A 15,828-nucleotide genomic window follows, 5' to 3' on the forward strand; every position below is an offset into this window, starting at 1 on the left:
CGCTCCCGGGAGGGAACCCCCATGCAGGACCGCCGCCCCGCAAGCGCAGAGCCCGCCGTTCCGATCGACCCGTGGGACGCCCCCGAGCTGACCGGATGGCGTCGGCTGCCCATGCACGCCGTCGTCCGCCCCGACGCGCCCCGCGTACCGCTGGACGGGCGCTGGCGCTTCCAGCTGCTGCCCACCCCGCGCACCCCGCTCGCCGGCCGCTGGGCGGAGACGGACGTGCCCGGCTGCTGGACCGTCCAGGACTTCGACGACATCCACGGCGTGCGCGACCTGCCGCACTACACCAACGTGACGATGCCCTTCCCCGACCTGCCGCCCTCACCGCCTGCGGGGCGCAACCCGACCGGAGTGTACGAGCGGGAGGCCGACGTACCCGCCGACTGGGCGGGGCGGCGGGTCGTGCTCCACGTCGGGGCCGCCGAGAGCGTGCTGATCGCGCACGTCAACGGCACCGCCGTCGGGGTGGGCAAGGACTCCCACCTCGCCTCGGAGTTCGACGTCACGCACGCGGTGCGCCCGGGGGAGCGCAACACCGTGCGCCTGACGGTCGTCAAGTGGTCCGACGCGACCTTCCTGGAGGACCAGGACCAGTGGTGGCACGGCGGCATCACCCGCTCCGTCCACCTCTACGCCACCGACCCGCTCCACCTGGCGGACGTGGGGATCACGGCCGTGCCCGGCGGCACCCTCGACGTCGCGGTCCGGGTCCGCAGCGGGGAGGGCGCCCTCCCGGCGGGCTGGAGCGTGTCCGGACTGCTGTGCACCCCGGACGGCATCCTGCGGCTCCCCGCCGACGAGGCCTTCGCGCGGGCCAACGTCGCGAGCGAGCGCGTCTCGGACTTCCTCGGCGAGGCCCGCATCCGGGCCACGGTGCCCGGTGTCCGGCCGTGGAGCGCCGAGACGCCGCACCTGTACGACCTGACCGTGCGGCTGCACCGGGCGGACGGCAGCGTGGCCGACGAGTCCCGCCACCGCGTCGGGTTCCGCCGCGTGGAGATCTCCGGGGCCGACCTGCTGGTCAACGGCGTCCGGGTCTACTTCCGCGGGGTCAACCGGCACGACTTCCACCCCCTGACCGGGCGCGTGGTCGACGCCGAGGAGATGCGGGCCGACCTGTGCCTGATGAAGCGGCACGGCTTCAACGCGGTGCGCACCGCGCACTACCCGCCCGACCCGGCCCTGCTCTCCCTCGCCGACGAACTCGGCCTGTACGTCGTGGACGAGGCCGACATCGAGACCCACGACCACGCCCACGAACTGGCCGACGACCCCCGCTACCTGGGGGCGTTCACCGACCGGGTGGCCCGGATGGTGCTGCGCGACCGCAACCACCCCAGTGTCGTCGTCTGGTCGCTGGGCAACGAGAGCGACTACGGCGCCCACCACGACGCCGCCGCGGGCTGGCTGCGGCGCACCGACCCGACCCGGCCCGTGCAGTACGAGGGCGCGATCAAGGACGCCTGGGAGGAGGCGCAGTCCGCGAGCGACATCATCTGCCCGATGTACGCCTCCATCGAGGAGATCACGGCCGGTCCGCACTCCAAGCCATTGATCCTGTGCGAGTACTCGCACGCGATGGGCAACAGCAACGGCTCCCTGGCCGACTACTGGCGGGCCATCGAGTCCACCCCGGGCCTGCAGGGCGGCTTCGTCTGGGAGTTCCGGGACCACGGCATCCTCCAGCGGCTCACCGGGGAGGGGGCCGGCCGCCCGGCCGGGCCCGACGCCCCCGCTGACGCGTACGCCGACGGGGTGACCGCCCCCGGCTACCGCTGGGCGTACGGCGGCGACTTCGGCGACACGCCGCACGACGGCGCCTTCTGCGCCGACGGCCTGGTCCTGCCCGACCGGACGCCCAAGCCCGCGATGGCCGAGCACCGCGAGATCGCCGCCCCGCTGCGGCTGGAGCTCACCCCCGACCGCCGCGAGGCGCGGATCACCAACCGGCAGCACTTCGCGGGCCTGGCGTGGCTGAGCGCGCGGTGGCACATCGGCGACTCCGGCACCGCCCCCGCCCGGCTCCCGGACCTCGCGCCGGGGGAGAGCGCGGTGGTGCCGCTGCCCACCAGCCTGCTGCCGCACGGCGACTCGCACCTGACGCTGCGCGTCACGACGGCGCAGGACCTGCCGTGGGCGCCGCGCGGCACGCTCGTGTGCGCCCCGCAGGTGGTGCTCGCCGAGGACCACCGGGACCTGCTCAGCCGGGCGGGCGCCGTGCTCGCCGCGGACGGGGCCGGGGCCGTGGAGCTCGACGACGCCGGACTGCTCCGGCATCCGCTGCTCACCGCCCCGCCCGTGCTGACGCTGTGGCGGGCCCCCACCGACAACGACGAGTGGGGCGGCATCGCCGCTCGCTGGCGCGCCTGGGGCCTGCACGCGCTGGAACGCACCCTGGTGTCGGTCGGCAGGGAGGGCGCGAGCGTGGTGGTGCGCTCGGCGTACGCGACGGACGGCGCGGGCACCGTCGGCCACGAGCAGGTCCTCACGCCGCTGCCGAACGGAGGGTTGCTCGTCGACGAGACCGCGGTGCTGCCGGAGGCGCTGACCGACCTGCCGCGGGTCGGCACGGTCTTCGAGACCGTGGCGGGGCTCGACACACTGGAATGGTTCGGGCGGGGCCCCGGCGAGACGTACCCCGACCGGTGCGCGGGTGCGACCGTGGGGCTCCACCGGGCGGACGTGGACGCGTTGTTCACGCCGTACCTGAGGCCGCAGGAGAGCGGCGGGCGGCACGACGTGCGGCGCTTCACCCTCACCGGGGCCGCGGCCGCGCCGGGGATCGCCGTCCATCTGGACGTGCCGCGCCAGGTGAGCGTCACCCGCTACCGTGCCGCGGACCTCACGGCCGCCGCCCACCACGACGAACTCGTGCCGCGCGCCGCGTGCGTGGTCCACCTGGACGCCGCCCACCGCGGGGTCGGCACCGCCTCCTGCGGCCCCGACACCCTGCCGGCGTACCGGGTGGGCCCGGGTACCCACCGCTGGTCCTGGACGCTGCAGCCGCTCTGACGGGCGGTCAACACGACGCGCGGAGCGGGGACTTCCAAATTGGTGCAGACCATTGACCCCATTGGTCTAGTCCTTCTAGGGTGTCCCCGCATCCACGCGCGCTCACGACCGCTTCCTCACCAGAGGTGACTCCATGCCCAGACAGCAGGGATCACGGTTCCGCAGAACCCTGGTCGGCCTCGTCGCCGCCGGCACGGCGCTGCTCACCGCGAGCCTGGTCACCGGCCCCGCCGCGGCCCAGCCGGCACCCGCGGCGGCGTCCCACGGCCACCACGCCCCGCACACCACGGGAGCCACGTCGAAAGTCGTCGGCTACTTCATCGACTGGGGCGTCTACGCCCGCGACTACCACGTCAAGAACATCGTCACCTCGGGCGCGGCCTCGCGGCTCACCCACATCAACTACGCCTTCGGCAACGTGAGCGACGGCAAGTGCGCCGTCGGCGACGAGTGGGCCGACTACCAGAAGCCCTACGACGCGGCCGGCAGCGTCGACGGCGTCGCCGACAGCACCGCGGACGGCGCGCTGCACGGCAACTTCAACCAGCTGCGCAAGCTCAAGAAGCAGTACCCGGACATCAAGGTCCTGTGGAGCTTCGGCGGCTGGAGCTGGTCGCCCGGCTTCACCCAGGCCGCGGCCGACCCGAAGGCCTTCGCCGACTCCTGCTACGACCTCGTCGAGGACCCGCGGTGGGCCGACGTCTTCGACGGCATCGACATCGACTGGGAGTACCCCAACGCCTGCGGCATGTCCTGCGACACCAGCGGCCCGACCGCGTACAAGGACCTGATGGCCGCGGTGCGCCACCGCTTCGGCAAGAAGAACCTGGTCACCGCCGCCATCACCGCCGACGCCTCGGACGGCGGCAAGATCGACGCCGCCGACTACGCGGGCGCCGCGAAGTACGTCAACTGGTACAACCCGATGACCTACGACTACTTCGGCACGTGGTCGGCCACCGGCCCGACCGCCCCCCACTCGCCGCTCACCTCCTACCGCGGCATCCCGGAGAAGACCTCCAACGCGGCGGCGACCATCCACAAGCTGCGCGGCCTCGGCATCCCGGCCCGCAAGCTCCTGCTGGGCCTCGGCTTCTACGGCCGCGGCTGGACCGGTGTGACGCAGACGGCGCCCGGCGGCGACGCCACCGGCCCCGCCCCCGGCACCTGGGAGGCGGGCAGCGAGGACTACAAGGTGCTCAAGACCCGCTGCCCGGCCACGCGCGTGGTCGCCGGCACCGCGTACGCCCGCTGCGGCGACGAGTGGTGGAGCTACGACACACCGCTCACCCTCCGGGGCAAAGCGGCCTGGGCGAAGTCACAGGGCCTCGGCGGCGCCTTCTTCTGGGAGCTGAGCGGGGACACCACCAAGGGTGAGCTGATCAACGCGCTCGGCCGCGGCCTGCGCTGATCCCACCGCACGTACGCCGGGAGGCCCGGCCGCCACGGGGGCGGCCGGTCCTCCCGGCGTTCTGCTTCAGCGCGCGGCGCCGAAGTCCTGCGTCCAGTAGTTGCCGGGCTGCGTCAGCGCGATCCCTATTTCCTTGAAGGAGCAGTCCAGTATGTTCCGCTTGTGACCGGGGCTGGCCATCCAGGCGCTCATCACGCTGGAGGCGGAGGAGTAGCCGTAGGCCACGTTCTCGCCGTAGCTGCTCCAGTTGTAGCCCACCGAGGAGATGCGGTCGGCGGGTGACGAACCGTCGGAGCCGGTGTGCGACATGTTCTGGTGCGAGGCCATGTCCTTGCTGTGGTCCTGCGCGGCCTCGTTCAGCTTGGCGTTGACCTTCAGGGCCGTGCAGCCGGCCTTGGCCCGCTCCTGGTTCACCAGGTCGAGCACGGTGGCCGAGGCTCCCGTCAGCGTGGCGCCCGAACCCGCGGCCGGGGAGGCCGGTGCGGCGGACGGTGCCGACGAAGGTGCCGACGAGGGCGCGGACGAGGGCGCCGACGAGGGCGCGGAGGCGGGGGCCGAGGGTGCGGCGGAGGGTGCCCAGGACGGCTTCCCGCCCCACTGGCCGCCCTGCGTCCACGTCCCGTCGGCGGACCCGTTCCAGGACCCGCCCCACGACGCGTGGTTCCAGCGGCCCTGGCCCTGGGCCTGGCCCTGGCCACCCTGGCCCTGGGACCCGTCGTACTGCGGGCCCTGCTGGCCGCCGACGCAAGCCATGGCCACCGAGGGCACACCCACGGCGGCGACGGCGAGGGCGGCGACGGTGATCTTCCGGAAGGGCTTCATCCGGCGGTGCTTCGTCATTGCGTGACCTCACTCCAGGGTTCGGCGTGTGTGTTCACAACCCACCTGAGCTGCCGTGATGGCTGGCGGGCCCGGCCATTGTGTGGACCGTCCCGAACGTCGGGCAATGAAAGATCGGTACTACGCGGACTCGTAGCCGCGGTGCCTCTTGCGCCCGGCGGGTGAGCGTGCCGCGCCGCCGGATCCACGGTCCGGAAGAGACCTGATGGGCCCTCAGAAAGCTTTCCCCGCCCCGGGAGAGACCCATGACGCCGTACGGATCGGATGCCGTCGCCCCCCTGTGCGAATTATGTCCCATTCCGTTACGGATAGATGTTATATGCCGCGTGAACGCCCGCTACTAAGTCGCACCGTAACCACCCGATCCAGCGTGAGGGACATCACGGGACGCCCCGGGAACAGTTGCCGCGACGACCGTCACGGGCACACCGCAGGGCACAATCACCGCATGCGACACATCCTCGTCATCGGCATCGGCGCGGGCGATCCCGAACACCTCACCCTTCAGGCGGTCAAGGCGATCGGCCGTACGGACGTCTTCCTCGTCCTCGGGAAACCCGAGGAACGCCAGGACCTGATCCGCCTGCGCCGGCGGATGCTGGACGAGCACGCGCGCCCCGGCCACCGCCTCGTCGAGGTCCCCGACGCCGAGCGCGACCGCGCCGCCCCCGGCTACGCCGAGGCCGTCGAGGACTGGCGCCGCCGCCGCGCCGACCTGGTGGCCGGACTCCTCGACGCCCACCTCGGCCCCGGCGAGACGGGCGCCTTCCTGGTCTGGGGCGACCCCTCCCTCTACGACAGCGTGATCGCCGTCGTCGAGGAGGTCCTGGCCCGCCGGCCCGGTTCCTTCACCCACGAGGTCGTCCCCGGCATCAGCAGCGTCGCCGCCCTCGCGGCCCGCCACCGCCTCACCCTCACCCGGGTCGGGCGCCCCCTGCAGATCACCACCGGCCGCCGCCTCGCCGAGGGGTTCCCCGAGGACGCCGACGACGTGGTGGTCATGCTGGACGGCGGCGCGGCCTTCGCCGGCCTCGACCCCGAGGGCCTGGACATCCACTACGGCGCCTACCTCGGCACCGAGGACGAGATCCTCGTCTCCGGCCCGCTCGCCGAGACCTCCGAGCGCATCCTCCGGGCGCGCACCGATGCCCGCGAGCGCAAGGGCTGGATCATGGACACCTACCTGCTGCGCCGCCGCACCGGCGAGCCGGGCTGAGCCACGCGCAGCACGCGCCGATCGGTCCCGTGATACGGACTTACCAGCCCTTACTGTGACATCCGGTACTGAACCCCTGCGTACGGGATGAGGTCGAGGACGTGCCGTTCGCGGAGGCGGCCGCCGGTGACGGGCCCGGGCCCGCCGCCGAGCCGGGCCCGGACGCCCGGCCGTGGTCACGGGCACCGCTGCTGGCGGTGTGCGCCGGCTACTTCATGGTGATCCTGGACGTGACCGTCATCAACGTCGCCGTGCCCGTGGTGGGCCGGGAGCTGTCGGCCTCGCTCACCGGGATCCAGTGGATCACCGACGGCTACACGATGGTGTTCGCCGGGCTGCTGCTCACCGGCGGGGCGCTCGGCGACCGGCTGGGCAACCGCCGCGTCTTCTGCACCGGCGTGGCCGTGTTCACCGTTTCCTCGGCCGCCTGCGCGCTCGCACCGGACGCCCCGTCCCTGGTCGCCGCGCGGCTGGCCGAGGGACTCGGCGCGGCGCTGATCGTGCCCGGCTCCCTGGCGCTGCTCCAGCAGGCCTACCCCGCCCCCGCCGCGCGATCGCGAGCCGTCGGGCTGTGGGGCTCGATGGCCGGCATCGCGGCCTCCGCGGGCCCGCTGCTGGGCGGGCTGCTCGTGTCCACGGTGGGCTGGCGGTGGGTCTTCCTGGTCAACCTCCCCGTCGGCGTCGCCTGCCTGGCGCTGACGCTGCGGCACGTCGCGCCCTCGCGCCGGCGCGCCGACCGGGCCCTGGACTGGCCCGCGCAGTGCGCCGTCGTGGCCGCGGTCGCCCTGTTGACCGCCGTCCTCAACGAAGCCGGGCGGCGCGGGTGGTCCGATCCGGCGGTCCTCGCCGGCGCCGGCCTGGCCCTGCTGGCCGCGGCGGCGTTCTCGGTGCGCGAGCGGCTGGCCCGCTCGCCCGCGATCCCGCCGCGCATGCTGCGCTCCCGGGCGGTCGGCGGCGGCTCGCTGACCGGGCTGCTCTTCAACTTCGCCTTCTACGGCATGGTGTTCACCGCCAGCCTCTCCTTCCAGCACCAGCGCGGCTACAGCGCCCTGGGCACCGGCCTCGCCCTCTTCCCGGCCGTGGCGACGACCATGTTCGCCTCCGTCCTGTCCGGGCGGCTGGCCCGCAGGACCGGGGACCGTCCGCTGGTCGTCACCGGCATGCTGCTGGGCGCCCTCGGGCTCGCCGGCTGGGCCGCGGCGGGGCCCGAGCCGGCCTACGCGCTGCTCGTCGCCCCCATGATGGCCGCGGGCTTCGGCACCTCCTTCGCCCTCACCGGCACGACCACCAGCGTGATGGCGGCCGCGCCCCCCGGCTACTCCGGGACCGCCTCCGCCCTGTTCAACACCGCCCGCCAGATCGGCAGCGCGGCCGGTGTGGCCCTCGGCGGCACCCTCCTGGCCACCGCCGCCGACTACGGCACGGGCCTGCGCCTGTCCATGGCCGTCGGCGCCCTCGCCTACCTCACCGCCGCCGCCCTGGCCCTGCGGTGCGTACCGCGCAAGCCCTAGCCTTTCCTCGCGCACCCGCCCGCCGACGGCGGCGCCGTGGCGGTCTTCCTCTGCCGGACCCCGCGGCCGGAGGCAACCGCGCGTACGCGTTCACCGGGGCGCCGACCCCGGACGGCGGTCCCGCCCCGGAGCGGGCACTCGGGCAGCTGGGCGGCGAGCCCGGCCGGCTGCGGGGAGACGAGACCCCGCGCCGCCCCTCCCGCGCCGCGCCGATGACGTTCACGGCGCAGCTCGAGGAGGGCGCCGACCACACGTCCTCGGCGAACTTCGATGGCGGGGGCCGCGGTTACGTCTTCGTCTGCCGGCCCTGCGGCGAGGCCGCCTTCCTCTGGCAGTGCTGAACGCGGCCCTCCGCCGTGTCCTGCCCCGGCCGGAACGCCGCCACGAGATCGGGTGCGTCAACGACCGCTCCCCGACCGTCGTCGGGCTCCGGCGCAGAACGCCCCCCGCGTTCGCGTGCTCGACCCCGCCCGGAAGGCAGGCCACCGGACGGCATCACCACGGGCACCGGTGAGGCCGAGGGCGGTGCCGTGCCCGCGTACCCTGCGACGAGGCCCAGCGGCGCCGGCTGAGGCGGCGTCGGCCGGAGCCCGGTCGCGGACGGCACGGGCCCCAGGCGCGACCAGCTCCGTTCGTCGCCCCACACCGAGAGCGGATCCACGTAGGGGCGCAGCAGACCGGTCAGCACTGGGTCACCGCGGCCCGCGAGTTCGTCCGAGGCCAGCTTCCGCGCCACTCCGGCGAGGAAGTCGGCGAGCTGGATCCGCGCGTCATGACGCGACTCGGCCAGCCGGAGCCCCGCCAGACGACGGCCTGGGGGCAGTGACGCACCGAGCCGTGTGATCCGTTCCTCGGTGAGCGTGTTCTGCCGGTCGTGCACGATGTGCACCGGCGCCCCGCCCTCACCCCACCGCGCGACCGTACGCTCCAGCGCGGGGAAGAGCGGATCCAACGGCTCCACCGCCCCCGGCTCCGCCGCGAGCCGCGCCCGGAACGCCTGCGCCCGCGGCCTCGCCCGCCGCAGCACCGCGAGGACCCCGGACGAACCGCCGTCCCCGCCGGGCGCCGGACGCAACGCCTCCAGCGCCCGGTAGAAGGCGTCGACGGGCGCTTCCCCGTCCTCGTGGTTCCTCCTGCGCACCAGGTCGTTGCCGGCCCGGAGGAACGCCTGCCACCCCGAGGGCTCCACGGCGCCGCGCCCCTCGCGGTAGAGCACCGCCGCCGTGGCCGCCGCGGCAGGCCCGCCGGCCAGCACGTCGAGGACCGCCACGAGCACGAAGTACGACTTGTCGATGAGGTGTACGGACGCGTGACCGTGCAGCGGGCCCGCGGGTCCCAGCAGCCACTCCAGCACCGCGCGGTGCTTCTCCCGCAGCAGGTGGTTGGCCTTGTACTCCTCGGCGGGCGACCGGATCCGCTCCCGTATCTCCCGCAGCGCCCCGGCGGCGGCCTCTTCCGCGACGCACACACCCGCGTGCGCGAAGACATCCGTGTTCCCGCTGATCAGGTTCTCGCCGTCCGAGCCCGACTCGTCGCAGGCGACCTCCAGGAACGTCACGCGCCCATCATCGCGCCCACCCTCCGTCGCCACCACGCATTTTGCGGCCCCCGACATCCGTGGCGAGGACGGCGACACCGTCCGCGGGTGGGCCCGGGGGACTCGGAAGCGCCGCACCCGCGTCGACCGTCGTTTCCCGGACTCTTCCCGCTCCCTGGTGGCGCCCCCGATTAAGCGATGGCTTCGCGGGTTCCCGCGCTCCTACAGTGAGCGCGCACCAGAACGTCACGGGGGATCCGGCACCATGCGCACGCACTATCCACGCACACCGCATCTGCCCTGGTCGCCCGGGGCCACGCCGGACGACCTACGCGCCGGGGACCCCGGAGCGCTCCGGGGCCGCGAGGTCGTCGTCACGGAGAAACTCGACGGCGAGAACACCACGCTCTACCGGGACGGGATGCACGCCAGGTCGCTCGACTCGGCCCACCACCCCTCCCGGGCGTGGGTCAAGGCTCTCCAGGGGCGGATCGGCCCCTCCCTCCCGCCCGGCCTGCGGGTGTGCGGGGAGAACCTGCACGCCCGCCACTCCCTCGCTTACCCAGACCTGGACAGCTGGTTCTACGGCTTCTCCGTCTGGGACGGCGACCGGTGCCTGGACTGGGATCGCACGGTCCGCTTCCTGCGGCGCCTCGGGATCCCGGCGCCCCCCGTGCTGTGGCGCGGCACGTACGACGAACGCGCGCTGCGCGCCCTGCGCCTGGACACCTCACGTCAGGAGGGCTACGTCGTCCGCACCGTCGACGGCTTCCGGTACGAGGAGTTCGGCCGCCGCGTCGCCAAGTGGGTACGCGCAGGCCATGTGACCACCGGCACCCACTGGATGCACGCCCCCGTCGTCGAGAACGGGCTGGGCCCCGCCGCCCCGCTGTGGGCGGTGCGTTCCGGCGCGGCCCCGGACGCCGGCGCGCTCGCCGCCGCCGTGGGCGTCACCGTCACCGGCCCCGGCGCCGCCGACCGTGCCGCCGACGTCTCCGCCCGGCTGGACGTCCTCGGCCGCACCGGGGACGCCCGGCTGGCCGGGGTCCTCGCCGCCCTGCTGCACGACACCCCCCGCGTCCGCCTGGCGGCGCGCCTCGCCGGGCCGCTCACCATGCCCCAGGCCCGGCGCGTCGCCGACCTGGCCGGACTGCACCCCGCGCTGCACCGCCCGTACCCCGACGAGGCCCGCGCGGCCGGCCTGGCCCGCATGGCGCTCGCCGCCGACCTGGGCGTCCTGCACGCCGTGGCGGGCGCCGCGGCGCCCGACGACGCCGCCCGCGAGCAGACCGAATGGTCGGCGCTGCACGCCGAGGAGGCCGGCCTGCTCGGCCCCGACCCGCTCGGCCCCCTGCGCCACGGACTGCGCGGAGCCCTCGCCGGGCTCGACCCCGACGCCGCCGACCGCTGCTGGACGGAGGCCCGCGCGGCGTACGCCGCCGGGCGGATCGGCGGCGCGGAGGAGGCCGTGGCCGCCACCTGGCGGTGGCGTTCCGCGGAGTTCCCCCGTCTGATCCACCTGACCGGACCCGCGGGCAGCGGCAAGAGCACCTTCGCCGGCACGCTGCCCGGCACCGCCGTCCGCATCGCCCTGGACGACCTGCGCCTCGCCCGCGGTTCCCGCGCCGACCAGCGCGCCAACGCCGACGTCCTGCGCGAGGGGCTGCGCCGGCTCGACACCGCCCTGGCCGGGCGTGCGACGGTGGTGTGGGACGCGACGTCCCTCAATCCGCACCAGCGCTCCCTGGTGCACGCGGTGGCCCGCCGCCGCGACGCCCTGATCACGCACGCGGTGACCCTGGTCGACGAGGAGGAGCTGGCCCGGCGCAACGCCGGCCGCGCCCACCCGGTGCCCCCCGCCGTGCTGACCGCGCAGGCCCGCCGGTTCGCCCCGCCGTACCCCGGCGAGGCACACCGCACCTGGTACGTCGGCGCGGGCGGCACCGTCGAGGACACCGACGGCTCGCTCGGCGGCGGCGGCGCCGCGGCCGGACAGGAGGCGTGACATGCGCACCAGCGAGGAGATCTACCACCGAGTCCGCTGGGACGCCCGGTTCGACCCGGCGCGCTTCGTGATCGGCGTCCACCAGCGCGGCGCCGCGCCCAAGCGGATCCCGCTGCCCGCCTTCGTGCCCGGTGGCGAGATCCCCTGGCACCGCGTGCTGTTCGTGGAGGCGGACGGAGAGCTCGTCTGGGACCGGGCCACCGGCACCGACCGCATGGACGCCACCGACGCCGGACGCGTCCGCGACCCGCGCCTGCTGCGCCCGCCGTTCTTCACCGCCCGCGTCCCGCACGCCTGGGACGAGGTCGGGCACCGCTGGCGGCCCGCCGGGCAGGCGACGCCCGGCCGGGCGGGAACGGCGGGCGGCGGCCCGCTGCGCGTCCTGACCTGGAACACCCTGTGGGACCGGTACGACAGCCACCGCATCGACACCGACCGCCGCCGCCCCCTGCTGCTGAGCGCCCTGGAGGAGGCGGACGCCGACGTCATCGCCCTGCAGGAGGTCGAGCCCGCGCTGCTCGACATGCTGCTGCGGGCTCCCTGGGTGCGCTCCCGCTACACCCTCGGCACCGACCCGGACGGACGTGACACCGACGACAGCGGGGTGCTGCTGCTCAGCCGGCTGCCTGTGCGGGAGGCCGCCCGGCACACCCTCGGCCCGCACAAGGCCGTCGCCGCGATCACCGTCGAGACGGCCGCCGGACCACTCGTGGTCGCCGCCACCCACCTCAGCAGCGACCACTCCGACGACGGCCCGGCCCGCAGACAGGACGAACTCGCCCGGCTCGCCGAGGGACTCGCCGGCGTCGAGGGCGACCTGCTGCTGCTCGGCGACTTCAACGACGGAGGCGACGGGCCGGCCCTCGCCCTCGGCCTGCGCGACGCCTGGACCGAGGCGCACGGGCCGGACGACCGCACCCCCACCTTCGACCCGGCCGTCAACCCGCTGGCGGCGGTCTCCTCGCTCAGCGGCCGTGCCTCCCGGCTCGACCGCGTCCTGCTGCGCGAAGGCGGACCCCGTGTCACCGGCGCCGCCCTGCGCGGCGACGCCCCGACGGCGGAGGGCCTGTTCGTCTCCGACCACTACGGCGTGGAGGTCACCCTCTCCCTCGCGGCGGGCGCGGAGGACGAGGCCGAAGACGTCCTCGACCTGCCGCCCACCGCACGCACCGCCGTGGCCTGGCTGCCACCGGACGAGTTGTGGCCCGCGGTCCAGGCCGTCCGCCGCGACCACGATCCGCAGATCCACCGCTGGCCGCCGCACGTCAACCTGCTCTTCGGCTTCGTGCCGGAGGCCGCGTTCGAACGCGCAGCGCCGCAGCTGTCCGAGGCCGCGGCCGGCGTCCGTCCCTTCACCGCCCGCCTCGACGGGGTGCACACCTTCGGGCACCGCGAGGACGCCACCGTCTGGCTCGACCCGGCGGCCGACGGCGGCACCTCCTGGGCGGTCCTCCAGCACGCCCTCGCCCGCCGTTTCCCCCGCTGCCGGGGGCGCGCCGGGGGCTTCACCCCGCATCTGTCGCTCGGCCGCACCCGGGACCCGCTGAGGGTGGCCGCCGACTGCGCGGCCCGGCTGCGCGGGACGACGGCACAGGTCGGCGAACTCGTCCTGCTCTCCCGGCGCGGGGACGAACCGATGCGGGTCCGGGCCACGGTCGGACTCGGCACGGGGGAGCTGCGCTGGGTGCCCGACACCGCCGCCACCGGCACACCCGACGAGGTCCCGGACGCCGAGGACGTCCCGCACGCCGAGGAGACCGCGCGGCGCGTCGCCGACGCCCTGAGCGACGGCGTGGTCCACCTCGCCGGCTCACGCCGCATGGGGTGCGCGCTGCCCGGCGCCGACCTCGACCTCGTCGCGGCGCTGCCGGGCACGGTGGACATGGCGGAGGTCCGGGCCAAGGTGGCCGCCGGGCTGCCGGAGGCCACCCGCGTACGGCAGGTGACCGGCGCCCGGGTGCCGGGACTGCGCTTCCGCGTCGGCGCGCTCGACGTCGACCTCGTCGTCGTCGCCACCGGCGGCCTCGACCCCGCCGAGGCCGTGGCCCGCCGTGCCGGACTGGGCGAGGCCGCCGCCGTCGCGCTGAGCGCCGTCAGCGACGCCGACGCGGTCCTCGAACTCGCCGGTGACCATGACCGCTTCGCGGGTCTCGCCCGCGAGGTCAAGGCCTGGGCCCGGGCACGCGGCCTGGACTCCGCCCCCTTCGGCGGCCTGCCCGGTCTGGCCTGGGCGCTGCTCGCCGCGCGCACCGTCCACGACGCCCCCGGCCTGACCGGCGCCGGGCTGCTCCGGCACTTCTTCGCCACGTGGGCCGCCTGGGACTGGCGTCAACCGGTGGGCGCCGCCGGGCAGTCGGGCCCGGCGATCTCCATCGCCACCCCCACCGCGCCCGTCCGCCCGTGCACCGCGCAAGTCGGCCCGGACGGCCGCGACCTGCTCGCCCGGGAGCTCTACCGCGCCTGGGAGCTGCTGGAGTCCGCGGACGGCACAGGCATTGGCCCCCGGCCCGCCCTCGCCGCCCCGCCCCCGCTCCACCGCCGCCACGCGGCCTGGGCGGTACTGGCCGTGCACGGGGCGACGGAGGAGGAGTTCGAGGACACCCTCGGCCGGGTCAGGGGCCGCGTCCGCGCGCTGCTCACCGCGCTGGAGGACGCCGGCACCGGCGGCGTCCACGCCTGGCCACGCCCCTTCCGCACCACCCCCCGTTCCGCCCACTACGCCATCGGCCTTGGCCCCGCCCCGCCCGACGCGGGCGGCCTCGCCGGGATCACCCGCGCGTGGAGCCGGGGCCTCCCCGGTGCCGAGGTGACATGGGCGGAGGGCGGCGCCGTGCCGACGCTGCGGTGAGGACCCCACTCCCCTTCCACGGTCCGCGTCCGGGCCCCGAAGGACGCGAGACTGCGGGTGAGCCGCACCACGGGCGGCGTCCGCGCCCGGCTCCCTTCCGTTCAGCCCATTGCGCCATCGGCCTTGGCCCCGCCCCGCCCGACGCGGCCGCCCTCGTCCGGATCACCGGTCCGTGGAGCCGCGGCCTTCCCGGGGTCGAGGTGACCCGGGCGGAGGGCGGCGCCGTACCGACGCTGCGGTGCGGGCCACGCCCCTTCCGGGGCTCAGCGGGAAGACGAGGAGTGCCGCGGCCGCCGCCGGAGGTCAGGCGGCCCTGAACTCGACGATCCCGATGTCCCCCGCCGTGCGCACCGACGACACCCGCAGCCCCGCGTCCGAGCCGAGCGCGGTCAGCGCGGCGACCCCGCGCTCCCGGCCGCCGAAGTACACCAGCATGCGCAGGTCCATCGCGGCCACGGTCGACTCGTGGTCGGCGCCCACCTTCTCCACGACGAGCACCCGGCCGTGCTCGCCCGCGGCCTCGGCGCAGCGGCGCAGGACGGCCCGTGCCGCGTCGTCGTCCCAGTCGTGCAGGATCGCGCAGAGCAGGTAGCCGCCGGCCCCCTTGGGCAGCGCCTCGAAGAAGCTGCCCCCCACCGCGTCGCCGCGGTCGCCGAGTCCGGCCGCTGTCAGCGTCGCGCGGGCCGCACCGGCCGTGGCGGGCTGGTCCACCACGGTGCCGCGCAGCTCCGGGAAGGCGGTGAGCAGCGCCGCCAGCAGCGTCCCGTTGCCGCCGCCCACGTCGACCAGGTGCCCGAGCGCGCCCCAGTCGTACGCCGGGACCAGCGCGCTCGCCCACTCGGCGACGTCGACCCCCATCGCGCGGTCGTACGAGCGGGTCCGCTCCTCGTCCGCCGCCAGGTCCTCCCAGAACCCGCGGGCGTACTGGCGCGGGAAGGCGGCCGTGCCCGTGCGCACGCTGTGCGGCAGCTGCACGAAGGCCAGTTCGGCCCGGCCGAGGCCGCCCTCGGTGTCCAGCCACTCCCGCAGCCCGCCCGGGTGGTCCGACCTCAGCTCCTCGCCCCGGGCCGTCAGCGCGTACCGCCCGCCCCCGTCGCGGGTCACCACCCCGACGCCGGTCAGGTGCCGCAGCAGGCGGTCCAACGCGCCCGACTCCGTCCCGGTCTCCTGCGCCAGCTCGGTGGCCGTACGGGGACCTTCCGCCAGGTGGTCCGCCACCTTGAGCGTCGCCGCCGTGCGCAGCGCCATCGGGGTCACCAGGTCCGCCAACCGCCACAGGGACACGTCCCGTTGCTCCTCGCCCGTCATCAGCAACTCCCTCTCCTCGCGACCGACCGGCCAGCCTCGCCCCGACCCGCGGGCCCCGCAAGCGATTTACCCCGGTCAGGTTGCGCCGCGGGTACGAATCGGTTGCGGCCGGGGCCAACCGCGGCGCCACGGAC

Annotated in this window: 8 protein-coding genes and 1 pseudogene; 6 read left to right on the forward strand and 3 right to left on the reverse strand. The window is 75.3% G+C overall.

Going from position 1 to position 15,828, the window contains the following annotated elements; all coding sequences use genetic code 11:
• Positions 1-21 precede the first annotated feature (21 nt).
• Positions 22-3,018 (forward strand): DUF4981 domain-containing protein, encoded by a 2,997-nt coding sequence (locus OG937_36165; protein WUD76745.1) that lies wholly within the window; start codon positions 22-24, stop codon positions 3,016-3,018.
• Between the two features lie 133 nt (positions 3,019-3,151).
• Entirely contained in the window at positions 3,152-4,429 is a 1,278-nt protein-coding gene (locus OG937_36170; GenBank protein ID WUD76746.1) for a glycoside hydrolase family 18 protein, read from the forward strand.
• A gap of 66 nt (positions 4,430-4,495) precedes the next feature.
• On the opposite strand, the gene OG937_36175 is transcribed toward OG937_36170, so the two are convergent.
• Entirely contained in the window at positions 4,496-5,269 is a 774-nt protein-coding gene (locus OG937_36175) for a CAP domain-containing protein (protein ID WUD76747.1), read from the reverse strand.
• A 448-nt stretch (positions 5,270-5,717) separates the two neighbouring features.
• Here OG937_36175 and cobF point away from each other — a divergent pair, with 448 nt between their 5' ends.
• Together cobF and OG937_36185 are read left to right on the forward strand one after the other, a co-directional pair.
• Positions 5,718-6,485 (forward strand): precorrin-6A synthase (deacetylating), encoded by a 768-nt coding sequence (gene cobF, locus OG937_36180; protein WUD76748.1) that lies wholly within the window; start codon positions 5,718-5,720, stop codon positions 6,483-6,485.
• Positions 6,486-6,586: 101 nt separating this feature from the next.
• A complete protein-coding gene (locus OG937_36185; GenBank protein ID WUD76749.1) occupies positions 6,587-7,996 on the forward strand; it encodes an MFS transporter in 1,410 nt (469 codons plus the stop codon).
• 610 nt (positions 7,997-8,606) lie between these two features.
• Here the strand turns inward: OG937_36185 and OG937_36190 are convergent.
• Positions 8,607-9,611: pseudogene (locus tag OG937_36190) on the reverse strand (DUF3800 domain-containing protein).
• 187 nt (positions 9,612-9,798) lie between these two features.
• Here OG937_36190 and OG937_36195 point away from each other — a divergent pair.
• On the forward strand, positions 9,799-11,538 hold the full coding sequence (locus OG937_36195; protein ID WUD76750.1) for an AAA family ATPase: 1,740 nt from the start codon (positions 9,799-9,801) through the stop codon (positions 11,536-11,538).
• A gap of 1 nt (position 11,539) precedes the next feature.
• On the forward strand, positions 11,540-14,386 hold the full coding sequence (locus OG937_36200; GenBank protein WUD76751.1) for an RNA repair domain-containing protein: 2,847 nt from the start codon (positions 11,540-11,542) through the stop codon (positions 14,384-14,386).
• Between the two features lie 303 nt (positions 14,387-14,689).
• On the opposite strand, the gene OG937_36205 is transcribed toward OG937_36200, so the two are convergent.
• Complete coding sequence (locus tag OG937_36205) at positions 14,690-15,694, reverse strand: acetylserotonin O-methyltransferase (protein WUD76752.1); 1,005 nt, start codon at positions 15,692-15,694, stop codon at positions 14,690-14,692.
• Positions 15,695-15,828: the final 134 nt, after the last annotated feature.

Origin of the sequence: Streptomyces sp. NBC_00510 (assembly GCA_036013505.1) — a bacterium.
Taxonomy (GTDB): domain Bacteria; phylum Actinomycetota; class Actinomycetes; order Streptomycetales; family Streptomycetaceae; genus Actinacidiphila.

Bases quoted from the DNA above. Each gene is read 5' to 3' on its own strand.
- OG937_36165 (WUD76745.1), top strand. From the start codon at position 22: ATGCAGGACCGCCGCCCCGCAAGCGCAGAGCCCGCCGTTCCGATCGAC.
- OG937_36170 (WUD76746.1), top strand. From the start codon at position 3,152: ATGCCCAGACAGCAGGGATCACGGTTCCGCAGAACCCTGGTCGGCCTC.
- OG937_36175 (WUD76747.1), bottom strand. From the start codon at position 5,269: ATGACGAAGCACCGCCGGATGAAGCCCTTCCGGAAGATCACCGTCGCC.
- cobF (WUD76748.1), top strand. From the start codon at position 5,718: ATGCGACACATCCTCGTCATCGGCATCGGCGCGGGCGATCCCGAACAC.
- OG937_36195 (WUD76750.1), top strand. From the start codon at position 9,799: ATGCGCACGCACTATCCACGCACACCGCATCTGCCCTGGTCGCCCGGG.
- OG937_36200 (WUD76751.1), top strand. From the start codon at position 11,540: ATGCGCACCAGCGAGGAGATCTACCACCGAGTCCGCTGGGACGCCCGG.
- OG937_36205 (WUD76752.1), bottom strand. From the start codon at position 15,694: ATGACGGGCGAGGAGCAACGGGACGTGTCCCTGTGGCGGTTGGCGGAC.